At 66.2% G+C, this 21,741-nt stretch carries 18 protein-coding genes and 1 pseudogene; 10 read left to right on the top strand and 9 right to left on the bottom strand.

Annotation, left to right across the window (positions count from 1 at the left end):
- On the top strand, window positions 1-882 hold the full coding sequence (gene ypfJ / locus LFT46_RS09980) for a KPN_02809 family neutral zinc metallopeptidase (RefSeq protein ID WP_236802647.1): 882 nt from the start codon (window positions 1-3) through the stop codon (window positions 880-882).
- A 137-nt stretch (window positions 883-1,019) separates the two neighbouring features.
- Here ypfJ and LFT46_RS09975 read toward each other — a convergent pair whose 3' ends face one another.
- Genes LFT46_RS09975 through LFT46_RS09950 form a run of 6 tightly spaced genes read right to left on the bottom strand, consistent with a single transcriptional unit; the run spans window position 1,020 to window position 6,089 of the window.
- Window positions 1,020-1,352, bottom strand: a complete 333-nt coding sequence (locus LFT46_RS09975) for a metal-sulfur cluster assembly factor (protein WP_058267279.1) — start codon at window positions 1,350-1,352, stop codon at window positions 1,020-1,022.
- 15 nt (window positions 1,353-1,367) lie between these two features.
- Complete coding sequence (gene sufC, locus LFT46_RS09970) at window positions 1,368-2,162, bottom strand: Fe-S cluster assembly ATPase SufC (protein WP_236802645.1); 795 nt, start codon at window positions 2,160-2,162, stop codon at window positions 1,368-1,370.
- 43 nt (window positions 2,163-2,205) lie between these two features.
- Window positions 2,206-2,562 carry a non-heme iron oxygenase ferredoxin subunit gene (locus LFT46_RS09965; protein WP_142133896.1) on the bottom strand — a complete coding sequence of 119 codons (357 nt, stop codon included), beginning with the start codon at window positions 2,560-2,562 and terminating at the stop codon, window positions 2,206-2,208.
- 16 nt (window positions 2,563-2,578) lie between these two features.
- Window positions 2,579-3,820: a Fe-S cluster assembly protein SufD gene (gene sufD / locus LFT46_RS09960; protein WP_236802643.1), complete on the bottom strand. Its 1,242-nt coding sequence runs from the start codon at window positions 3,818-3,820 to the stop codon at window positions 2,579-2,581.
- Entirely contained in the window at window positions 3,820-5,283 is a 1,464-nt protein-coding gene (gene sufB / locus LFT46_RS09955; RefSeq protein WP_043454764.1) for a Fe-S cluster assembly protein SufB, read from the bottom strand. The genes sufD and sufB overlap by 1 nt, the downstream gene beginning before the upstream one ends.
- Window positions 5,283-6,089 (bottom strand): helix-turn-helix transcriptional regulator, encoded by an 807-nt coding sequence (locus tag LFT46_RS09950; protein ID WP_236802641.1) that lies wholly within the window; start codon window positions 6,087-6,089, stop codon window positions 5,283-5,285. The genes sufB and LFT46_RS09950 overlap by 1 nt, the downstream gene beginning before the upstream one ends.
- Before the next feature lie 170 nt (window positions 6,090-6,259).
- Here LFT46_RS09950 and LFT46_RS09945 point away from each other — a divergent pair, with 170 nt between their 5' ends.
- The 3 genes from LFT46_RS09945 to LFT46_RS09935 are packed head-to-tail and all read left to right on the top strand — an operon-like array spanning window position 6,260 to window position 8,962.
- Complete coding sequence (locus LFT46_RS09945) at window positions 6,260-7,228, top strand: ABC transporter ATP-binding protein (protein ID WP_236821944.1); 969 nt, start codon at window positions 6,260-6,262, stop codon at window positions 7,226-7,228.
- Window positions 7,225-7,992 carry an ABC transporter permease gene (locus LFT46_RS09940; RefSeq protein WP_236802636.1) on the top strand — a complete coding sequence of 256 codons (768 nt, stop codon included), beginning with the start codon at window positions 7,225-7,227 and terminating at the stop codon, window positions 7,990-7,992. Before LFT46_RS09945 ends, LFT46_RS09940 begins: the two co-directional genes overlap by 4 nt.
- Window positions 7,993-7,999: 7 nt before the next feature.
- Window positions 8,000-8,962, top strand: coding sequence for a COX15/CtaA family protein (locus LFT46_RS09935; RefSeq protein ID WP_236802856.1), 963 nt, complete (start codon window positions 8,000-8,002; stop codon window positions 8,960-8,962).
- 92 nt (window positions 8,963-9,054) lie between these two features.
- On the opposite strand, the pseudogene LFT46_RS09930 reads toward LFT46_RS09935, so the two are convergent.
- Together LFT46_RS09930 and LFT46_RS09925 are read right to left on the bottom strand one after the other, a co-directional pair.
- Window positions 9,055-11,325, bottom strand: a pseudogene (locus LFT46_RS09930) (SulP family inorganic anion transporter).
- Between the two features lie 269 nt (window positions 11,326-11,594).
- The gene (locus LFT46_RS09925) at window positions 11,595-12,551 is read right to left on the bottom strand and encodes a heme o synthase (RefSeq protein WP_236821943.1); all 957 of its coding nucleotides are present in this window, start codon (window positions 12,549-12,551) and stop codon (window positions 11,595-11,597) included.
- Window positions 12,552-13,070: 519 nt separating this feature from the next.
- On the opposite strand from LFT46_RS09925, the gene tkt reads away from it, so the two are divergent.
- From tkt to pgl, 6 genes are read left to right on the top strand one after another with little or no spacing between them, the layout of a single operon-like run.
- Window positions 13,071-15,188: a transketolase gene (gene tkt, locus LFT46_RS09920; protein WP_236802855.1), complete on the top strand. Its 2,118-nt coding sequence runs from the start codon at window positions 13,071-13,073 to the stop codon at window positions 15,186-15,188.
- Window positions 15,189-15,212: 24 nt separating this feature from the next.
- Entirely contained in the window at window positions 15,213-16,328 is a 1,116-nt protein-coding gene (gene tal / locus LFT46_RS09915; RefSeq protein ID WP_236802630.1) for a transaldolase, read from the top strand.
- Between the two features lie 5 nt (window positions 16,329-16,333).
- A complete protein-coding gene (locus LFT46_RS09910) occupies window positions 16,334-17,965 on the top strand; it encodes a glucose-6-phosphate isomerase (protein WP_236821942.1) in 1,632 nt (543 codons plus the stop codon).
- Between the two features lie 14 nt (window positions 17,966-17,979).
- Complete coding sequence (zwf, locus tag LFT46_RS09905) at window positions 17,980-19,539, top strand: glucose-6-phosphate dehydrogenase (RefSeq protein WP_236802626.1); 1,560 nt, start codon at window positions 17,980-17,982, stop codon at window positions 19,537-19,539.
- The gene (locus LFT46_RS09900; RefSeq protein WP_236802624.1) at window positions 19,536-20,477 is read left to right on the top strand and encodes a glucose-6-phosphate dehydrogenase assembly protein OpcA; all 942 of its coding nucleotides are present in this window, start codon (window positions 19,536-19,538) and stop codon (window positions 20,475-20,477) included. The genes zwf and LFT46_RS09900 overlap by 4 nt, the downstream gene beginning before the upstream one ends.
- Window positions 20,478-20,514: 37 nt before the next feature.
- A complete protein-coding gene (gene pgl, locus LFT46_RS09895; protein WP_236822023.1) occupies window positions 20,515-21,285 on the top strand; it encodes a 6-phosphogluconolactonase in 771 nt (256 codons plus the stop codon).
- On the opposite strand, the gene LFT46_RS09890 is transcribed toward pgl, so the two are convergent.
- Window positions 21,238-21,633, bottom strand: coding sequence for an RNA polymerase-binding protein RbpA (locus LFT46_RS09890; protein ID WP_236821941.1), 396 nt, complete (start codon window positions 21,631-21,633; stop codon window positions 21,238-21,240). The genes pgl and LFT46_RS09890 overlap by 48 nt on opposite strands.
- Window positions 21,634-21,741: the final 108 nt, after the last annotated feature.

The raw sequence follows: 21,741 nt of genomic DNA, 5'->3' as shown, positions 1-21,741 counted from the left end.
ATGAGTTTCAATGACAATGCGCAGCTTGATCCCAGCCAGGTCCAGGACCGAAGGGGCATGGGTACCGGTGTGAAGGTCGGCGGCGGAATCGGCGGCGGCCTGGTCCTGCTGGTTGCGCTCCTGCTGGGCATCAACCCCAACATGCTCGGCGGCCTGACCGACGGCGGCACCGCCGGCCAGTCCCAGGGCACGGCTCCGGCCTGCAAAACCGGAGCGGACGCGGATGCGCGGCTTGACTGCCGGATCACCGGCACGGTGAACAGCCTCAACGCGTTCTGGCCGGGCTACCTCCAGCAGTACAAGGTGCAGTACCCGCGGCCGGAGGCAGTGATCTTCAACGGCAGCACCAACACCGGCTGCGGGCCCGCCACTTCCGACGTGGGTCCCTTCTACTGCCCGACGGACACCACCGCCTACTTCGATCCCGGATTCTTCCAGGAACTCGTGGACCGGTTCGGTTCCTCCGGCGGCCCCCTCGCCCAGGAGTATGTGGTGGCGCACGAATTCGGCCACCACGTCCAGAACCTGCTGGGTGACCTGAAACGCGCGCAGCAGGATCCGCAGGGACCGGAGTCCGGGTCCGTCCGAACCGAGCTGCAGGCCGATTGCTACGCCGGACTCTGGGCCAAGTACGCTTCCACCACCAAGGACCCCGCCACCGGCCAGCCCTACCTGGAGCCCCTCACCCCGCAGGATGTAAATGATGCCTTGTCGGCAGCCGCATCCGTGGGCGATGACCGGATCCAGAAGGCAGCCACCGGCCGTGTCTCCCCCGAAGGCTGGACCCACGGCTCCAGCGAGGAACGCCAGCGCTGGTTCTCCCGGGGCTACCAGTCCGGCGACATCAAGCAGTGCGACACGTTTTCCGCCGCCACCCTCTAACCCCAGGTTCACCCCATCGATTGCTCCGTACTTGTCGTTTAGATCGCTGAAAACGACAGATACGCAGCAATCGATAGGCCAACGACGACGGCGGGCCACCTTTCCTGCGAAAGGTGACCCGCCGTCGTCGTACTTATTTAGATGTTGAAGCCAAGGGCCCGCATCTGGTCCTTGCCGTCGTCAGTGATCCGCTCCGGACCCCACGGCGGCATCCATACCCAGTTCAGGCGCCAGTCGTCCACGACGCCGTCCAGTGCCTGGCCCACCTGCTCCTCGAGCACATCCGTGAGCGGGCAGGCGGCGGTGGTGAGCGTCATGTCGATCAGGAGCGCACCGTCGTCGTCGGAGTACTTCAGGCCGTACAGCAGGCCCAGGTCCACAACGTTGACGCCAAGCTCAGGGTCGATGACGTCCTTGAGCGCCTCTTCGACGTCCTCCAGGGCCGTGCGGCCCGGCGTGATTTCGGTCATGGCAATGAGTCCTTACTAGGCCTGTACTGCGGCCTCAGCCGCGATGGTGGCTGCGCCGGCGCCCTTGGCGTAGCGGTCGTAGCCTTCTTCTTCGAGGCGGTCGGCCAGTTCGGGGCCGCCTTCCTCGACAACCTGTCCGTCCACGAACACGTGCACGAATTCAGGCTTGATGTAGCGCAGGATGCGGGTGTAGTGGGTGATGAGCAGCGTGCCCATGTTGCCCTCGGCGTGCGCGCGGTTGACGCCTTCGGAGACGATCTTCAGCGCATCCACGTCCAGGCCGGAGTCGGTCTCGTCCAGGACGGCGAACTTGGGCTTGAAGAGTTCCAGCTGGAGGATCTCGACGCGCTTCTTTTCGCCACCGGAGAAGCCTTCGTTGACGTTGCGCTGGGCGAAGTCGGCGTCGATGCGCAGCTTTTCCATGGCGTCCTTCACGTCCTTGGTCCAGGTACGCAGCTTGGGCGCTTCGCCATCGATGGCGGTCTTGGCGGTGCGGAGGAAGTTGGTCATGGTGACGCCGGGAACCTCCACCGGGTACTGCATGGCCAGGAAGACACCGGCGCGGGCGCGCTCGTCAACGCTCATGGCCAGCACGTCTTCGCCGTCCAGGGTGATGCTGCCGCTGGTCACGGTGTAGCGGGGGTGGCCCGCGATGGTGGAGGCCAGGGTGGACTTGCCGGAGCCGTTGGGGCCCATGATGGCGTGGGTTTCGCCAGTCCTGATGGTCAGGCTGACGCCCTTCAGGATCTCCTTGGTGCCCTGTTCCGTCTCAATGCTGACGTGCAGGTCCTTGATCTCAAGAGTTGACATGCTCTTCTTTCTTTTTCGCTCGTAAGTCTGGTGCTGCGGGCGCTCAGTAGTTGTTTACTGCTGCGCCGTTCAAAACGTTGGTGACGTCCACGTAGACGTCGTCTCCGTCGAGTTCGACGGCGAACACCGGGACAGGATCGTAGGCGGGGAGCTGCAGCGGCTGGCCGCTGCGCAGGTCGAACTGGGAGCCGTGGCCCCAGCACTCGATGGCGCAGCCTTCCACGTCGCCCTCGGACAGGGAGATGTCCGCGTGCGAGCAGGTGTCGCCGATGGCGTGGATCTCGCCCATCGAGTCCCGCACCACAGCAACGGGGTAGCCGTCGATCAGGATCCGCAGTGCCTGCTTGACCTGGATGTCATTGGCGCTGCAGACTAGTTCGCCCTTGGGTGTGCCGCTCATCCGTTCCTGCCCGTTCCTAGTTCTCGGTTGCCGCGAGTTCGCGCTCAACAGCCTCGGTCAGGCGCTCTTCGAGGGCCGGGACCTTGATCTGCTGGATGACCTCGTTGAGGAAGCCGCGAACCACCAGGCGGCGGGCAACATCCTCGGGGATGCCGCGGGCCATCAGGTAGAACAGGTGCTCGTCGTCGAACCGGCCGGTGGCGCTGGCATGGCCGGCACCCTCGATCAGGCCGGTCTCGATCTCCAGGTTGGGCACGGAGTCCGCGCGGCAGCCGTCGGTGAGGACCAGGTTCTGGTTCTTCTCGTAGGAGTCGGTGCCTTCAGCCTGCTTCTGGATCAGCACGTCGCCCACCCAGACCGTGTGTGCGCCCTTGCCCTGCAGCGCGCCCTTGTACAGGACGTTGGACTTGCAGTTGGCCAGGTTGTGGTCCACGAAGGAGCGGTGCTCCAGGTGCTGTCCCGCGTCGGCGAAGTAGAGGCCCAGAAGCTCGGCCTCGGCGCCTTCACCGGCGAACCGGACGTTGGAGTTCAGGCGGACGATCTTGCCGCCGAGCGTTACGGCGATGTGCTTGTACACGGCGTCCTTGGCAACCTCGGCGTCGTGCTGGGCCAGGTGCTTGGCGTCGTCTTCCCACAGCTGCACGGAAACCACCGTCAGCTGGGCGCCCTCGCGGACCAGGACCTCGACGTTGCCGTTGTGGTCGGCGATGCCGCCGTGCTCCAGGATCACTACGCCGCGGCTGTTGGCCCCGGCCTCGATCACCACGTGGGAGTTGCTGCGGCGGCCCGCGCCGTTGCCGGTCAGGACGACGCGCACGGGAGCGTCCAGCTCGGCGTTGGCCGGGATGGAGATCAGCTGGGCGCCACCGGCGTTGGCGGAAGCGACGACGGCGGCACGGTCGGCGGGGACCAGGGTGGCACCACGGGGGGCCTCGCCTGCGCCGAGGATCCGCTGCACGACGGCGGCGGGCGCTTCGACGGAAACGTCCAGGACGCCGTCTTCCGACGGGGCGTCGGACAGCAGGTTGGCCAGTTCACGCACCGGGGTGAAGCGCCATTCCTCTTCCCGGCCGTTGGGCAGGGCGAAGTCGGCCACGTCGTGGCTGGTGAGCCGCTCGGCGCGGGAGGCCATGACCTGCGTGCCGTGGCTGTGGTGGCGGTCAACCTTGGAGGCGACCAGGTGTTCGCCTTCCTCGGTGAAACCGGAGATCGACGGTGCGCCGATGCGCGCCTTTTCGGTAGTTGCTTCGGCAGTCATTAACCGACGGATCCTTCCATCTGGAGTTCGATGAGGCGGTTGAGCTCAAGGGCGTATTCCATGGGCAGCTCGCGGGCGATCGGCTCGATGAAGCCGCGCACGATCATGGCCATGGCCTCGTCCTCGGGCATGCCGCGGGACATGAGGTAGAAGAGCTGCTCCTCGCTGACGCGGGAAACGGTGGCCTCGTGTCCCAACTGGACATCGTCCTCGCGGATGTCGATGTACGGGTAGGTGTCGGAGCGGGAGATGGTGTCCACCAGGAGGGCGTCGCAGCGCACGGTGTTGGCCGAGTGCTTGGCCCCTTCGCGGACCTGGACCAGGCCGCGGTAGGCGGCACGGCCGCCGCCCCGGGCAACGGACTTGGAGATGATGGAGCTCTTGGTGTTCGGCGCGATGTGCACCATCTTGGAGCCGGTGTCCTGGTGCTGGCCCTCGCCGGCGAATGCGATGGACAGGGTCTCGCCCTTGGCGTGCTCGCCCACCAGGTAGACGGCCGGGTACTTCATGGTGACCTTGGAGCCGATGTTGCCGTCCACCCATTCCATGGTGGCGCCGGCTTCGCAGACAGCGCGCTTGGTCACCAGGTTGTACACGTTGTTGGACCAGTTCTGGATGGTGGTGTAGCGGACGCGGGCGCCCTTCTTCACGATGATCTCCACGACGGCGGAGTGCAGCGAGTCCGAGGTGTAGATCGGCGCGGTGCAGCCTTCGATGTAGTGGACGTAGGAGTCCTCGTCGGCGATGATCAGCGTGCGCTCGAACTGGCCCATGTTTTCCGTGTTGATGCGGAAGTAGGCCTGCAGCGGGATGTCCACGTGGACGCCCTTGGGCACGTACACGAAGGAGCCGCCGGACCACACTGCGGTGTTCAGCGACGCGAACTTGTTGTCGCCCACGGGGATCACGGTGCCGAAGTACTCCTGGAAGATCTCCGGGTGTTCCTTCAGTGCGGTGTCGGTGTCCAGGAAGATGACGCCCTGGGCCTCGAGGTCCTCACGGATCTGGTGGTACACCACCTCGGACTCGTACTGGGCAGCAACGCCGGAGACCAGGCGGCTGCGCTCGGCTTCCGGGATGCCCAGCTTCTCGTAGGTGTTGCGGATGTCTTCCGGGAGGTCTTCCCAGGTGGCTGCCTGCTTCTCGGTGGAGCGGACAAAGTACTTGATGTTGTCGAAGTCGATGCCGGAGAGGTCTGCACCCCAGGTGGGCATGGGCTTGCGGTCGAAGTACTTCAGGCCCTTGAGGCGGAGGTCGAGCATCCATTCCGGTTCGCTCTTCTTGGCCGAAATGTCCCGGACTACCTCTTCATCGAGACCACGCCGTGCATTGGCGCCGACGTCGTTCTTGTCGGCCCAGCCGTACTCGTAGTTGCCGATGCCGTGGAGCTCGGGATTCTTTTCCAGAATCTCCGAGATCACAGTGTTTTCGGCTACTGCTTTCTCTGATAGTTGGTCCGTCATCACGGCCTTTCTTGCTGATGGTTGATTACTTCGTCCAGGCCGGCGGGGGCTGCCGCCGGCGCGGGCGCCGGTTTGGCAGACAGCCTGCCTGTAGGTATGTGGGTGGTGCAGACGTGGCCGCCCCGCGCCAGGGTGGAGAGCCGGCGTACGTCCACTCCCACCAGCCTTGAGAAGACTTCGGTCTCGACGTCGCAGAACACCGGGAACCGGGCTGCCAGCTGCTGGATGGGGCAATGGCCCTGGCAGAGCTGCACGCTGGACAGCGCCGCCGGAAGCGGTGCCTTCGCTTCGATGGTTGCGGCGGAAGCGACGAAGTTGTCCCGGCTCAGTGCGGCTGAGAGTGCGATGGCACGGTCGCGGATATCCGGCCCGGCCTGTTCGATTTCGGGTGCGTACCGGCGCTCCATGTCCGCGAACCGCTCCTCGGCGAAGGCCCGCACCGCATCCGGGCCGGCAACCTTCTGCAGCTCCTGAAGCGCCAGTGCGGCAATGTCCAGGTAGTCATTGCCAAGGCTTGACTGGCCCTGGGAACTGAGGACGTAGCGGCGGGCCGGGCGGCCGGCACCCGCACCGGGCTTGGCAACCCGCTTGACTTCGATGACGCCGGCACGCGAGAGGTGGTCAAGATGGCGCCGGACTGCCGCTGGGGTGAAGCCCAGCATGTCTCCCAGTTCGGCGGCGCTGACCGGTCCGTGTTCCAGGACGGCAGCGAGGACCCGGTCCCGGGTGCGCTCGTCGGCATCAGCCACGGGGCTGGATGCGGCACGACCGGGCCCGGCAACGGGCACAGCGGTGGTGTTGGTCATGGAATACACAACACAATCATGTCGTAATTTAGTCCCGGGCTCCAGTAAGGGCAGGCTGACCTTGGGGTCTGAACCGATTATGACCAAGCCGCGATTCGCGCACCCAGACTCAGCAGCCGCGCCGGGTTGGCCGGGACAGCGCTAAATACTACATCCCGTAGAATACTGTGGTGCGATCCCCCCAGTCCCCCGTCCTGTCCATTCATGGGCTCATCAAGGACGTTGGCCCCTTGTCCAGTATGGACGGCAAGATGCTTCGGGTAGTCAGCGGTGTTTCCCTCGTTGCCGAACGCGGCCAGGTAACTGCCCTGCTCGGCGCCAACGGTGCCGGGAAGACAACAACCCTCGAATGCGCTCAGGGCCTGCAGAAACGTACCGGCGGCAGCATTTCGCTGCTGGGCGAGGACCCCGCGACGGCCGGCGCCGGGCTGCGCTCCCGCGTAGGTGTGATGCTCCAGGACGGCGGCCTCCCGCCGTCGGCCAGGCCCCTGCCGCTTTTGCGGCACATCGCCGGGCTCTACGCCCGCCCCTGGCCGCTCGAGGACCTGGTGGGCCGCCTTGGCATCGATACCTTCAGCCGCACCAGCGTCCGCAGGCTGTCCGGAGGCCAGAAGCAGCGGCTGGCGCTTGCCGCTGCCCTCATCGGCAGGCCGGAAGTACTGTTCCTTGACGAGCCAAGCGCCGGCCTGGACCCGCAGTCCCGCCAACTCGTGTTCGACCTGATCGCGGAGCTGCGTGATGGCGGCATGGGCATCATCCTGACCACCCACCTCATGGATGACGCCCAGCGCCTGGCGGACTATGTCTACATAATCGACGGCGGCCGCAACGTGGCCGAAGGAACTGTCCAGGAACTGTTGCAGCGCAGCCCGGTCACCGAACACGGCGCAGACCACGTCCGGACGCTCGCGTTTGAAGCCCCGGCCGGACTGGACCTGGCCGCAGTGCTGCCGGACGACGTGGAATTTTCCGAAGCCCGTGCCGGCAGCTACACCGTGACCGGCGCGCTCACGCCGCGCCACCTGTCCGCGCTGGCGCAGTGGTGGGAAGCGAAGGGCATCATGCCGGCATCACTGAGCCTTGAGGCGCGTAGCCTTGAAGACGTCTTTTTGGACATTTCAGGAAAGGACATCCGATGAGCGGGGCAGCATTGCAGGAGACGCAGCAGCCGGCGTCCCTGGCGCGCCGCGTCCTGCTCCAGGGCAAATACGAGGCACTGACCATGCTGCGCAACGGCGAACAGCTGATCCTGGCAATCGTGCTCCCGCTGCTGGCATTGGTCGGCCTGACGGTGACCCCCTTCCTGGACGGCATGGGCTCCAGCCGCATCAACGTGGCAGTCCCGGGGATCCTGGCCCTGTGCGCCATGTCCACCGCCTTCACCGGGCAGGGCATCGCCACCGGTTTCGACCGCCGCTACGGCGTGCTCCGCTTCCTGTCCACCACTCCGCTGGGGCGGGGCGGCCTGATTGCCGGCAAGGTCCTTTCAGTCCTGGCCGTTTTGTGCATCCAGGTGGTGGTGGTGGGCCTTGTCGCCTTGGCCCTCGGCTGGCAGCCGACGGCGGCGGGCTGGTTCCCGGGGCTGGCCCTTCTTGCGCTGGGCGCGGCGGCGTTCACGGCGCTGGGGCTGCTGGTGGCCGGGACGGTCCGGCCGGAAGCCACGCTGGCCATCACCAACCTTTTGTGGATCCTGTTGGGAGCCATGGGCGGGATTGTGATCCCGTCCGAAAGGCTGCCTGCGGCCGCGCAAGCGGTGGTGCACTTCCTGCCTTCCGGCGCCTTGGGTGAATCGATGCGCGCCGCCTTCCTGGGCGGGGCCGTGAACGGCGGCGCCGCCCTTATCCTGCTGCTCTGGACGGTTATTGCCGGGGCTGCAGCCATCCGTTGGTTCAAGTGGAATTGAGATGATCGTGTCCACGGCTTCACGCCTTCCCCAGCTCGCCGGCCGCCTGGCCTCGCGGCTCCCACGCACCGTGGACGTCCGCATCCGCCGGCTCGCCGTAGCGTCCCTGATCGGCCAGACGCTTTTGGTGGTCACCGGCGGCGCCGTCCGGTTGACCGCATCAGGCCTGGGCTGCCCCACGTGGCCTCGCTGCACCTCCGACTCGATTGTGAACACCCCGGAAATGGGCATCCACGGCTTCATCGAGTTCGGGAACCGGCTCCTGACCTTCGCGCTGGCTGCCGTGGCCGCCCTCATGCTGGTGTACCTGTGGAACCTGCGGAAGGAACGCAAGGACCTTTTCCTGCTGGCCCTCGGACTGCTCGCCAGCATTCCGGCGCAAGCGGTGATTGGCGGCATCACAGTCCTCACCAACCTCAACCCGTGGGTGGTGGGCCTGCACTTCCTCGTGTCGATGGCCCTCGTGGTGTTCGCCACCCTGCTGGTGAACCGCGCGTTCGGACGCACCGGCCGCTTCGTTGCTGCCCGGCCCCCCGCACTGCCTGCCGTGCTGCGTCCGGTGACGGCCGCCGTCGCCCTTTTCTCCGCCGTCGCCGTGATGCTCGGCGTGGTGGTCACCGGGGCCGGTCCGCACGCCGGCGACGCCGATGCCCCCCGCAATAACCTGGACTGGGACCTGTTCTCCCACATCCACGCGGTTCCCGCCTATCTGGTCACCGCCGGTACCGTGGTGGCCCTGGTACTGGTCTTCAGGCGCCGCATCACCGGCCCGTTCCGCACCGCCGTACTGATGCTCCTGGGCGTCACCATCCTCCAGGCCATCATCGGCTTCACGCAGTACTACAACGGCATCCCGGCGCTGCTGGTTGCCGCCCACATGCTTGGCGCGGCGCTGCTGATGGCCGCGTCCACCAACGCCTGGGACATCGCCCACTCCAGCGCGGTGGAGACGCGCAGTTCCGTAAGGTAAACCGCTGCAATACGCTGCCCCCCCGCGACAGATGGCAGGCGCCCCGGACCGTTTGGGCCGGGGCGCCTGCCGTTTAACGGCTGCCGCCTGAGCTACCGGTCGGCCAGGGCCCGACCCTGCACCCCGGCGACGAAGGATCCGTCCAGGTCCTCGATGCCGTCGGCCGTGATGCGCAGGACCTTCGCCGTGGCAATGTCGTAGAAGAGTCCTACGGCCTGCACCTTTCCGGCCGCCAGCGCCGGCCCGGCCACCGGATGCTCCTGCAACTTGGCCAGCTGTACAGCCACGTTGACCATGGCCAGCTGGTCCACGGTACTGTAGCCGTCTTGCGCGGCCTGCCTGCCCACCGGATGTCCGGCCAGGAGTTCCGCGTAGCTGGGGCGGGCGTGGTCCAGCCAGCCTGCGAATGCCGCGCCGAGGGAGCTGTTGTCAGCACCGTCAGCCTCTGCGAGCACCGCCTTCATGGCGCCGCAGTTGGAATGGCCGCAAATGACCAGGGACTGTACGCCAAGGCCGTTGACGGCAAAGGAAAGGGTGGCGTCGATCGAAGCCTCCTGGCCCGCGTCCCTGCATACCACGTTGCCGATGTTGCGCAGGGTGAGCAGGTCCCCCGGGCCGCTGCTGGTGATCAGGTTTGGATTGACGCGGGAATCCACACAGGCCACGAACAGGCTGTCCGGGTTCTGCGCGTCCGTCAGGTCATGGACAAGTGGGCGCACCTGGTGGGCGAACCGGCGGTGGTATTTATTGATACCCACCAGCAGCGGCACCTTGCGGGGCGGAAGGGGCAGTTCGGTGGCGTCCTCGCGCCGGGGAGCCTGGCGCGCAGCGTCCTGAAACACGGTGTTGCCATGCTCTTCAAGGATCACCGTGGCGCCCGTGGCCTGGTGCTGGAGCTGCCAGGCGAGCAGGGCCTCACGGAACGAGTGGTCCACATAGTCGGCGTTCAGCTCCACCACCACGTCGGCGCCGGCGGGAACAGACTGGAGGACTCCGCTCAGCTTCGGCAGCGCGAAGAAGCTGCACGAGCCGGCGATGGTCACACGCCAGGACGACGACGGTGCCGCGGGGCGGTGCGCGCGGATGGGGGTGCGCAGGACGCGCCAGAGGACATGGGCGGCGGCGAGGGCCAGGCCGATCATCACCCCTTCGAGCAGGTTCAGGAACACCACGCACACCAGGGTCACCGCATAGATGGCCAGGTCCCCGGTCCGATGGCTGGTGCGGATGTCCGCCAGCTTGATCAGCCGCGCGCCGATCACCACCAGCAAACCGGCCAGGACCGCCAGCGGGATCAACTGGATCAGTCCGGCAAAGAGGGCCGAAAACGCGAGGACCCACACGCCGTGCAGGATTGCGGACATGCGGGTGGCGGCGCCGGCCTCCACGTTGGTGGCGCTGCGGACAATGACGCCCGTCACGGGCAACCCGCCGAGTGAGCCCGAAACGATGTTCGCGGCGCCCTGGCCAATGAGCTCCCGGTTGAGATTGGTCCGGGGGCCGGTCTGCATCTTGTCTACGGCCACGGCGGACAGGAGGGATTCGATGCTCGCGATCAGGGCCATGGTGAGCACTGCGAAGGCGAAGGCGCGCCAGTTCCCGTCAGGCAGTCGCGGCAGTGCGATGGCGTCAAAGATGGAGCCGTCCAGGGAAATGCGCTCAACACCTGGGGCAAAGGCCACGGCCAGTGCGGTGCCTGCAGTGACCGCGGCAAGGGGGCCGGGCACACGCCGGACAGCGGCCGGCAGGAACTTCCAGCACAGGAGGATGGCCACGACGGCCAGACCCAGCAGGGCGGCATGCAGTTCCAGGTTGGTGATGGCCGCAGGCAAGGCCGTGAGGTTTTCGAATGCAGATCCGGCGGGCTCGGATCCGAGCAGCACGTGCAGCTGCTGCAGGATGATGGTGACGCCGATGCCCGCCAGCATGGCTTTGACCACCACGGGCGAGACGGCAAGGGCGGCGCGCCCCACCCGGCTGATCCCCAGGAGGAGCTGCACGACGCCGGCCGCTGCCGTGATGGCGCAGGTCACCTGTCAGCCGAATTCCTGGACCAGGCCGGCCACGACGACGGTCAGGCCGGCCGCAGGTCCGCTCACCTGCAGCGGAGAACCGCCAAGGCTTCCGGCCACGACTCCGCCAACGGCGGCGGCGATGAGGCCAGCCATGATGGGCGCCCCCGATGCTGCTGCAATGCCCAGGGAGAGCGGGAGGGCCACAAGGAACACCACCAGGGATGCTGGCAGGTCTTTGCTTAGGTGCGCAGTGAACAGGCGGCCGGCGAACGTGAAGCGGCGGCCGCCTCCCTTGCCACCCGGCGGGCTGTGGCTGGGAGCGGGAACGGTGGAGGGACGGGCATCCATGGAATTTCCTTTGCGTCAGGGGAAGGGGCAGCTCCACCGTAAGCAGCAGGTCATCCTCAATGACAGCTAAAGTGACAGATATGACAAAAGTGTCAAATCGTTCGCCGAGGCAACGGAATTAGGGCATCCATGGCTTCGCGCAGGGCCGGGCAGGACGAGCGGCGGCACGCGATGAACCATCGGCCCGACTGAGGGGGCGGGTCCGGTTAAACAGAGCAGCGGCCCCACACGAAGTGTGAAGCCGCTGGTCCAGTGCTGGGATGGCAGGGCTAGCCGATGATGGCATGCCCAATGAAGGGGTCCACCGCCAGGGCGATGAACAGCAGCGTCAGGTAGCTGATGGAGCCATGGAACACCTTCATGGCGCGCTTGTCAGGGATGTCCTCACGCTGGGCACGGCCGTACAGGGCGTGGGACTCATAGAGGAACCAGGCACCTGCAAGGATGGCGGTAAGGGTGTAGACCCAGCCGGCGCCGCCTGCCGGAATCATCAACAGCGAGCAGGCCACCATGGCCCAGGCATACAGGACCACCTGGACAGACACCACCTTGGCGCCGGCGATGGCGCCAAGCATGGGGACGTTGGCATTCCGGTAGTCCTCGCCGTAGCGCATGGACAGGGGCCAGTAGTGCGGCGGTGTCCACAGGAAGATCACCATGAACAGGATGACGGCCGGCCACTCCACGGAATTGGTCACGGCAGCCCACGCAATGAGCACCGGGAAGCAGCCCGCTGCGCCGCCCCACACAATGTTCTGCGCGGTGCGCCGCTTAAGGATCATGGTGTAGATGACCACGTAGAAGAAGATGGCTCCCAAGCCCAGCCAGGCTGACAGCGGATTGGCGCCGAACCAGAGGATGGCGATTGCGGCCGCGCCAAGCAGCCAGGAGAACACCAGTGCCTCGCGCGGGGTGACTTCACCGGTGACCAGGGGCCTGTTTTCCGTACGGTGCATCAGCTTGTCGATGTCACGGTCGATGTAGCAGTTGAAAGCTCCGGCACTGCCGGCGGCGAAGGCTCCACCCACCAGGGTGGCAAGGATCAGCCCGATGGACGGGAAGCCGCGCTCCGCATAGATCATGGTGGGCAGAGTGCTCACCAGGAGCAGCTCGATGACCCTCGGCTTGGTGAGGGCGAGATACGCCTTGGCCTTACGGGCAAACCCGGCGCCGGAGGCCCGGGATGCTTTCAGCGGCGTATCTGTTGTGCTCACGGTGGCAGTCACCCGTTCTGTGTGGCAGTTTGAGGCTGGCAGTGCAGCTCCGGTCTTGCGGCCCGGGCCCGGGCACGGCACTAAGGAAGGAAATGCATCAGGTGCGTGCAACAGTCGGGAAACCCCGGACGGCGTTGGATATGCACACCCGGCGTTGGCCTCCGAATATCATACCGCGCCCGGGGCGCTGTCCCGGCCCTGCCATATGCGCATTTGATCGCTCGCGGGCCCATTCGAGCAGATTAACTCACAACGTCGTGATGGTGATTCACAAAAGGGGAAATTGCGTCCAAAACGTGAGATTTGGCCCGCCCGGAGTATGGATAAGAGCTAAGCTGTCACCAGATCAGCACGCAGCAAGAAAGCGGTGGAAAACGCATTCCCGCTGCTGTCCGTGACTGAATGCAAGGATCAACGTTTCGATGGTGGACGGCTGGTACACACCGCAGCGGGCGCCACACACGCGCCCTCAATCGGATCCGGTGTACCGCCGCCGCCAGCACAGAGAGGGGCCCGGTTTTCGTGCCACATTTGGAAGAGCAAGAACTGTCATGGACCAGCTTGGACCAGAAGGCGGTGGACACCATCCGCGTCCTGGCTGCCGACGCCGTGGAGAAGGTGGGCAATGGACACCCGGGAACCGCCATGAGCCTGGCACCGGCTGCCTACCTCCTCTTCCAGAAGCTGATGCGCCACGATCCGCGCGATCCGCAGTGGCTGGGCCGTGACCGGTTCGTCCTGTCCCCCGGCCACACATCGCTGACCCTTTACATCCAGCTGTTCCTCTCCGGCTACGGGCTGGAACTGAAGGACCTCGAAGCGCTGCGCACCTGGGGCTCGCTGACCCCCGGCCACCCGGAGTACAAGCACACCGCCGGCGTGGAGATCACCACCGGCCCGCTGGGCCAGGGCCTGGCATCATCGGTTGGCTTTGCGTACTCCCAGCGCCGCCAGCGTGGCCTGTTCGACGCCGACGCTCCGGCCGGCCAGTCGCCGTTCGACCACACCATCTGGGTCATCGCCTCCGACGGCGACCTCCAGGAAGGCGTTACCGCCGAAGCCTCGTCGCTGGCCGGGCACCAGGAACTGGGCAACCTTGTGGTCATCTACGACGAGAACCACATCTCCATCGAAGACAACACCGACATCGCCTTCACCGAGGACGTCCTGAAGCGTTACGAAGCCTACGGCTGGCACACCCAGCGCGTGGACTGGACCCGCACCGGCGAATACAAGGAAGACGTCCAGGAGCTCTACAGCGCCCTGCTGGCCGCCAAGGCCGAGACCTCCAAGCCGTCCATCATCTCGCTGCGCACCATTATTGGCTACCCGGCCCCCAAGAAGCAGAACACCGGAAAGATCCACGGCTCGGCCCTGGGCGGCGACGAGGTTGCAGCGCTGAAGGAAGTCCTCGGCTTCGACCCCGCCAAGTCCTTCGAGGTGGACCAGGAGGTCCTGGACCACGCCCGCCAGGTGGTGGAACGCGGCGCCGCAGAGCGCAAGGAATGGGAAGAGTCATTCACCGCGTGGCAGGAAGCCAACCCCGAAGGTGCCGCACTCCTGCAGCGCCTCGAGGCGCAGGAGCTGCCCCAGGGCGTCGACGCAGCCCTCCCGGTCTTCCCGGCCGGCAAGGACGTCTCCACCCGCGCGGCATCGGGCAAGGTCCTGAATGCACTCGGCCCGGTCCTGCCCGAACTGTGGGGCGGTTCGGCCGACCTCGCGGAGTCCAACAACACCACCATCGAGGACTCGCCGTCCTTCGTGCCCGCCTCCAAGCAGACCGATGCATGGTCCGGCAACCCCTACGGCCGCGTCCTGCACTTCGGCATCCGCGAGCATGCTGCCGCCTCGATCGTGAACGGCATCACCCTGGCCGGCAACACCCGCGCGTTCTCCGGCACCTTCCTGATCTTCTCTGATTATCAGCGCCCTGCCATCCGCCTCGGCGCCCTGATGGGTGTGCCGTCCCTTTACGTCTGGACCCACGACTCCATCGGGCTGGGCGAGGACGGTCCCACGCACCAGCCGGTTGAGCAGCTCGCCTCGCTGCGCGCCATCGTGGGCCTGGACGTCGTCCGCCCCGGCGACGCCAACGAAGTGGCAGCGGCATGGAAGACGATGCTGGAAAACCACGCCAACCCCGCAGGCATCGTCCTGACCCGCCAGAACATTCCTACCTGGGAACGCGGCGAGGGCGACGCCGACGGCGACACCTTCGCATCCACCGCGGGTGTGGCAAAGGGCGGCTACGTCCTGGCCGAAGCATCCAAGGACGGCGCCACCGTTCCGGCCGACGTCATCCTGATCGCCACCGGTTCCGAGGTCCAGCTCGCAGTCCAGGCACGCGAAGCACTGCAGGCCGAAGGCATCGCAGCCCGCGTCGTGTCCATGCCGTGCGTTGAATGGTTCAAGAAGCAGGACGCCGCCTACCGCGAATCCGTCCTGCCCGCCGCCGTCAAGGCACGCGTTTCGGTTGAAGCAGGACTGGCCCTGGGCTGGCGCGAATTCGTTGGCGACGCCGGCCGTTCCGTCAGCCTTGAGCACTACGGCGCTTCCGCCGACTACAAGCGGCTCTTCCAGGAGTTCGGCATCACGGCAGAAGCAGTTGCCGCCGCCGCCAAGGACTCCCTCGCCGCCACCCAGGCCTAAACCCAAACTTCAGGAGATACAGCAATGACTACTCCCACCCAGCAGCTCTCCGACGCCGGAGTCTCCATCTGGCTCGACGACCTTTCCCGCGGACGCCTGGAGACCGGCACCCTCCGCAAGCTCATCGAGGAAAAGAACGTGGTTGGTGTGACCACCAACCCGTCGATCTTCCACGCCGCCATCACCGCCGGCACTGATTACGACCAGATCATTGCCGGCAAGGCGGCAGAAGGTGCCAGCGTGGAGGACACGATCTTCGAGATCACCACCACCGACGTCGCTGACGCCTGCGACCTGTTCGCCCCCGTTGCCGCCGCCACCAAGGGCGTGGACGGGCGCGTTTCCATCGAAGTGGACCCGCGCCTCGCCTGGGACACCGCGGGAACCATCGCCGAGGCCAAGCACCTCTCCCAGCGCGTCAATAGGGACAACGTCCACATCAAGATCCCGGCAACCATCGAGGGCCTCGAAGCCATCACGGCAACCCTGGCCGAAGGCATCAGCGTCAACGTGACCCTGATCTTCTCCCTGGAGCGCTACCGCGCGGTGATCAACGCCTTCCAGTCCGGACTGGAGCAGGCCAAGGAAAACGGCCACGACCTGTCCAAGATCCACTCCGTTGCCTCATTCTTCGTCTCCCGCGTGGACACCGAAATCGACAAGCGCCTCGACAAGATCGGCACCGACGAAGCCAAGGCCCTGAAAGGCAAGGCCGGTTTGGCAAACGCCCGCCTGGCCTACCAGGTCTATGAGGAGCTCTTCGCCACCGAGCGCTGGGCCCTGCTGGCCGACGCCGGCGCACTCCCCCAGCGCCCGCTGTGGGCCTCCACCGGCGTCAAGGACCCGGCCTACCCGGACACCCTGTACGTCACTGAACTGGTCGCGCCCGGCGTCGTGAACACCATGCCGGAGAAGACCCTGGACGCCACGTACGACCATGGCGTGGTCACCGGCGACACCGTCAGGGGCACCTACGATGACGCCAATGCCACGCTCGACGCCCTGGAAAAGCTTGGCGTGTCCTACAACGAGGTCGTCGCGCTGCTTGAAACCGAAGGCCTGGACAAGTTCGTGGCCAGCTGGAAAGAACTGCTGGCCGACGTCGAAGGCGCCCTCGCCTCTGCACGGAAGGCTTCCTAACACCCATGAGCACTCTCAGCTACGACGCCACCGGCGCGGCGCAGAAGGCGCTTGAACAGCACCTTCCCGCCCTCGTGGAGGACCGGATTGCCACGCGGATTTTTGCCAAGGACCACACGCTGTGGGGTCCCGACGCGGAGTCCGAGTCGGCAATCCGCCTCGGATGGGTGGAGGCAGCCACAGTCTCCCAGCCCTTGGTCAAGGACATTCTGGAACTCCGTGATGCCCTGCGCGCCGAAGGAGTCAGCCGGGTCGTGCTTTGCGGCATGGGCGGATCCTCCCTGGCCCCCGAGGTCATCGCAGGCACCGCCGGCGTCGAGCTGACCGTGCTGGACAGCACTGACCCGGACCAGGTCAGGGCTGCCCTCGCGGACCGGCTGGCCCAGACCGCCATCGTGGTCTCGTCCAAGTCCGGATCCACCCTGGAGACCGATTCCCAGCGGCGCATCTTCGAACAGGCCTTCACCGAGGCCGGCGTGGACGCCAAGAGCCGGATCATCATTGTCACGGACCCGGGCTCGCCGTTGGACAAGGCCTCCCGGGAGGCCGGCTACCGGGCCGTCTTCAACGCCGACCCCAACGTCGGCGGCCGCTACTCCGCCCTGACCGCCTTCGGCCTGGTCCCCTCCGGCCTGGCCGGCGTGGACATCCAGGCCTTCCTGGACGAAGCCGAGGAAGCTGCGGAAATCCTCAACGATGACGCCCCTGAGAACATCGGGCTGGCCCTGGGCACGGCCTTGGGTGGAACCAGCCCGCTGCGCAACAAGATCGTCATCGCCGAAGACGGCTCCGGCATTGTTGGCTTCGCCGACTGGGCCGAACAGCTCATTGCCGAATCGACCGGCAAGCTGGGCACCGGGATCCTTCCGGTAGTTGCGGGTCCCCAGGCGCCGGAAGTCACCTCCGGCGCGCCCGATGTCCTGGTGGTCCGGCTCGTGGCCGCAGACGCCGACGTCGAACTGGGCGAAAACCAGGTGGCCATCGCCGGTGGCCTGGCCACCCAGATGATGGTGTGGGAGTTCGCCACCGCCGTGGCCGGGCGCCTGCTGGGCATCAACCCCTTCGACCAGCCCGACGTCGAGGCCGCCAAGGTGGCTGCGCGCGGACTGCTGGACGCCCAGCCGGAACCCACACCGGCCGCCTTCGTTGACGGCGCCATTGAGGTGCGCGGAGGCGACTGGCTCGGCGACGCCGCCACAGCAGAAGGTGCCGTCAAGGCCCTGCTGGGTACACTCGCCTCCGACAGCTACCTGAGCGTCCAGGCCTACTTCGACCGGCTCGCCTTCGCCGGGCTTGAGGGCATCCGTGACGAGCTGGCGGCGGCTACGGGCCGCCCGGTAACCTTTGGCTGGGGTCCGCGCTTCCTGCACTCCACCGGCCAGTTCCACAAGGGTGGACCGGCCATCGGCGTGTTTCTCCAGGTCACCGCAGCACCCGCCGAGGATCTGGCGATCCCGGACCGGCCGTTCACCTTCGGCGAGCTCATCGCCGCCCAGGCTGCAGGCGACGCCCAGGTACTGGGCGAACACGGCCGTCCCGTGCTGCGCCTCCACCTCACTGACCGTGCCGCCGGCGTGGCACAGCTGCAGGACATCGTCGCTGCACTGTCCACCCGCGCATCCGCAACCGAAAGCTAAGGCGCAAAAGCAACATGCCAGAAACTGAATACGGCCGGAAGGGCGCGGGCCGCCCGCGTAATCCGTTGCGTGATCCGCGGGACCGCCGTTTGAACCGGATTGCGGGTCCATCGTCGCTTGTGTTGTTTGGGGTGACGGGGGATCTTGCCCGGAAGAAACTGATGCCGGCGGTGTATGACTTGGCTAATCGTGGTTTGTTGCCGCCGAGTTTCGCGCTGGTGGGGTTCGCCCGGCGGGAGTGGGACAAGGAGGATTTCGCCGCTGAGGTGAAGGCCTCGGTCCAGGCCCACGCCCGGACGCCGTTTGATGAGGCGGTGTGGAACCAGCTCTCGGAGGGCATCCGGTTTGTCCAGGGCGAGTTCGACGACGACGCGGCATTCGAGCGGCTCGGCGAGACAATCAAGGAACTCGACGATGTCCGCGGCACCCGCGGGAACCACGCGTTCTACCTCTCGATCCCGCCCAAGGCGTTCGAGCAGGTCTGCCGGCAGCTGTCCAAGCATGGCCTGGCGCAGGCCGAGGGAGACAAGTGGCGGCGGGTGGTGATCGAGAAGCCGTTCGGGCATGACCTGGAATCGGCCCGGCAGCTGAACGACATTGTGGAGTCGGTGTTCCCTCCGGACGCGGTGTTCCGGATCGACCATTACCTGGGCAAGGAAACGGTGCAGAACATCCTGGCGCTGCGCTTCGCAAACCAGTTGTTCGAGCCGTTGTGGAACGCGAACTATGTGGACCACGTCCAGATCACGATGGCCGAGGACATCGGCACCGGCGGCCGGGCCGGGTATTACGACGGGGTCGGCGCGGCCCGGGACGTGATCCAAAACCATCTGCTGCAGTTGCTGGCGCTCACGGCGATGGAGGAGCCGATTTCGTTCAACGCCGATGACCTGCGCGCGGAGAAGGAAAAGGTCCTCGCCGCGGTCAAACTCCCCGAGGATTTGTCCACGCATTCGGCACGTGGGCAGTTCACCGGCGGGTGGCAGGGCGGGGAGCAGGTCCTGGGCTACCTGGAGGAGGAAGGCATCCCGGCCGACTCGACCACGGAAACCTACGCGGCAATCCGGGTGGACATCCACACCAGACGCTGGTCCGGCGTCCCGTTCTACCTGCGCGCCGGCAAGCGGCTGGGTCGGCGGGTGACGGAGATTGCGGTGGTGTTCAAACGCGCCCCCAACCTGCTCTTCCGCGACCACGGGGAAGACGATTTCGGGCAGAACGCCGTGGTCATCAGGGTCCAGCCCGACGAGGGCGTGACCATCCGGTTCGGCTCCAAGGTCCCCGGCACCCAGATGGAAGTCCGCGACGTGACCATGGACTTCGGCTACGGGCACTCCTTCACCGAATCCAGTCCTGAAGCCTATGAACGGTTGATCCTGGACGTGTTGCTGGGTGAGCCGCCGCTTTTCCCGCGGCATGAGGAAGTGGAGCTGTCCTGGAAGATCCTTGACCCGTTCGAGGAGTACTGGGCGTCGCTGGACGAGCAGCCCGAACCCTACGCCCCCGGTTCCTGGGGGCCCGCCAGCGCTGATGAGCTGCTGGCCCGTGACGGACGAACCTGGAGAAGGCCATGATCGTTAACCTGCCCGATACCACCACGTCCAAGGTCTCCAAGAAACTCATGGCCCTGCGCGAGCAGGGCGGGGTGATCGCCCTGGGCCGGGTCCTGACCCTGGTCGTCGTCACGAAATCGGGGCTGGAGGAAGAAGCGATCGAGGCCGCCAACGACGCCTCCCGCGAACACCCCTGCCGGATCATCGTGCTCGCAGACGCCGGGAAGGACGCAGCGGACCGGCTGGACGCACAGATCCGGGTCGGCGGGGACGCCGGGGCCTCCGAGGTTATCGTGCTGCGCGGCTACGGCCAGCTCGCCCACGAAAGTGAGTCCCTGGTCGCCGCGCTGCTGCTCCCCGACGCACCCATTGTGGCCTGGTGGCCGCATGGCGCCCCGGAGAACGCGTGTGAGACCTCCATTGGAGCGATCGCCCACCGCCGGATCACCGACTCCGCGAACGAGCCCGATCCCCAGGCCGCGCTCGAACGGATCCACCGGACCTACAAGGCCGGCGACACCGATCTCGCCTGGACCCGCCTCACCAACTGGCGTATCCAACTCGCCGCGGCCCTGGATGAAGTGGACTCCTCCCCGGTGACGGCCGTTGCCGTCGAGGGCGCCTCGGACTCACCCTCCACCATCCTGCTCGCGGCCTGGCTCACCCTGACCCTGGATGCCCCGGTGACGATCGTGGCGGACCCGGCCGGAACCGGGATCCGGCGCGTCCGGCTCACCCGACCCGGCGGCGACGTCCAGCTCTTCCGTCCGGGACTGTCCGTGGCGGAACTGACCCAGCCGGGCCAGCCGGCACAGCGGATCTCGCTCCCCCGCCGCAGCCTCCGCGACTGCCTCGCCGAAGAACTCCGCCGCCTGGACCCGGATGAAGTGTTTGGTGAAGTGATTACTATTGGACTGCCACGTACCAATCTAAGGAGCGTCCGACCCAGTGAGCGTTGACCCACGAGTAAGCATCCATCCTGATTCGTCCGTCCTCATGGCTGCGATCGCGGCACGCCTGATCACGAAGCTTGTCGATGTGCAGGACAAGTACGGCGAAGCCACCGTGGTGCTCACCGGGGGAACCGTGGGGATCGGCACACTGAAGGCCGTCGCGGACTCACCGGCGGCACCCGCCGTCGACTGGTCCAAGGTGAACTTCTGGTGGGGTGACGAACGCTTTGTTGCTTCCGCCGATCCGGACCGCAACACGAAACAGGCATTTGATGCGTTGCTCTCGCATATTCAGGTGGACCCGGAACGTGTCCACTCCCCTGGTTCGTCTGACGATTTCGGCACTCCCGAGGAGGCCGCGGATGATTACGCCCGGCAACTGAGGGAAGCGGCAGCAGCCGAGCATGCGGCCGACATGTCCGACGACCGGCCAGAGGAACCGTCATCGCTCCCCCGGCTGGACGTGGTATTGCTCGGTGTTGGACCCGACGCCCACATTGCATCGCTCTTCCCGGAGCAGGCCGGGATACGGGAAAAGGACCGCACGGTGGTGGGTGTCCGGAACTCCCCCAAGCCGCCGCCGCTGCGGATCTCCCTGACCCTTCCCGCCATCAACACGGCTTCCGAGGTGTGGATGGTGGTGGCCGGCGAGGACAAGGCCGGAGCAGTGGGGCTTGCCTTGGCTGGGGCCAACCCGGTGCAGGTGCCTGCCTCAGGCCCCCGCGGTACGTCCCGTACCCTGTGGTTGATTGACGAAAACGCAGCCTCACGTGTCCCGCAGCAGCTCGTCCGAAAGGACGCCGCGGGCGCGTAGCTTTTCCAGCGCTCCGGCCAGGACGTCTTCGGCGTCCTGGCCGGAGCGCCGTTCTTTAACGTATTCCAGGTGGCTCTTGTAGCCGTCGTCGAACAGATCGTCCGGAGCCGCCACGTGCCCGTCGCGGGTAGCAGGGCCGCCACAGCGCCGGCAGTCCCACGTGCGGGGAATCTGGTCCTCCGGCATCTTCAGGAACACGGGCTGCGTCTCGTGGCCCTTGGCGCACCAGTACGACACCCTGATCCGGGGCAAGGCGCGCGAGGACGTGTCATTGGATTGAAGGCTGGACCCTGAGCCTGCTGTCACCCCGGCCCGGGTGCCGCGGAAGCCTGATGCTGGATGGACCATGGGAACTCCTGCTTCGAAGGGGACGCCGGCACCCGCAGCTTAATACAAAACTGTGGCTGCCGGTAACCGACAGCCACAGTTTAGATGTCAGGGCCGGGCGGCGGGAGT

The sequence above is a fragment of the Arthrobacter sp. FW306-07-I genome, assembly GCF_021800405.1.
In the GTDB taxonomy this organism is placed as follows: Bacteria; Actinomycetota; Actinomycetes; order Actinomycetales; family Micrococcaceae; genus Arthrobacter.
Note: the sequence above shows the minus strand (reverse complement) of the source record. Positions and strands in the feature narration are given on the sequence as shown.

Bases quoted from the DNA above. Each gene is read 5' to 3' on its own strand.
- ypfJ (WP_236802647.1), top strand. From the start codon at position 1: ATGAGTTTCAATGACAATGCGCAGCTTGATCCCAGCCAGGTCCAGGAC.
- LFT46_RS09975 (WP_058267279.1), bottom strand. From the start codon at position 1,352: ATGACCGAAATCACGCCGGGCCGCACGGCCCTGGAGGACGTCGAAGAG.
- sufC (WP_236802645.1), bottom strand. From the start codon at position 2,162: ATGTCAACTCTTGAGATCAAGGACCTGCACGTCAGCATTGAGACGGAA.
- LFT46_RS09965 (WP_142133896.1), bottom strand. From the start codon at position 2,562: ATGAGCGGCACACCCAAGGGCGAACTAGTCTGCAGCGCCAATGACATC.
- sufD (WP_236802643.1), bottom strand. From the start codon at position 3,820: ATGACTGCCGAAGCAACTACCGAAAAGGCGCGCATCGGCGCACCGTCG.
- sufB (WP_043454764.1), bottom strand. From the start codon at position 5,283: ATGACGGACCAACTATCAGAGAAAGCAGTAGCCGAAAACACTGTGATC.
- LFT46_RS09950 (WP_236802641.1), bottom strand. From the start codon at position 6,089: ATGACCAACACCACCGCTGTGCCCGTTGCCGGGCCCGGTCGTGCCGCA.
- LFT46_RS09940 (WP_236802636.1), top strand. From the start codon at position 7,225: ATGAGCGGGGCAGCATTGCAGGAGACGCAGCAGCCGGCGTCCCTGGCG.
- tal (WP_236802630.1), top strand. From the start codon at position 15,213: ATGACTACTCCCACCCAGCAGCTCTCCGACGCCGGAGTCTCCATCTGG.
- LFT46_RS09910 (WP_236821942.1), top strand. From the start codon at position 16,334: ATGAGCACTCTCAGCTACGACGCCACCGGCGCGGCGCAGAAGGCGCTT.
- zwf (WP_236802626.1), top strand. From the start codon at position 17,980: ATGCCAGAAACTGAATACGGCCGGAAGGGCGCGGGCCGCCCGCGTAAT.
- LFT46_RS09900 (WP_236802624.1), top strand. From the start codon at position 19,536: ATGATCGTTAACCTGCCCGATACCACCACGTCCAAGGTCTCCAAGAAA.
- pgl (WP_236822023.1), top strand. From the start codon at position 20,515: ATGGCTGCGATCGCGGCACGCCTGATCACGAAGCTTGTCGATGTGCAG.
- LFT46_RS09890 (WP_236821941.1), bottom strand. From the start codon at position 21,633: ATGGTCCATCCAGCATCAGGCTTCCGCGGCACCCGGGCCGGGGTGACA.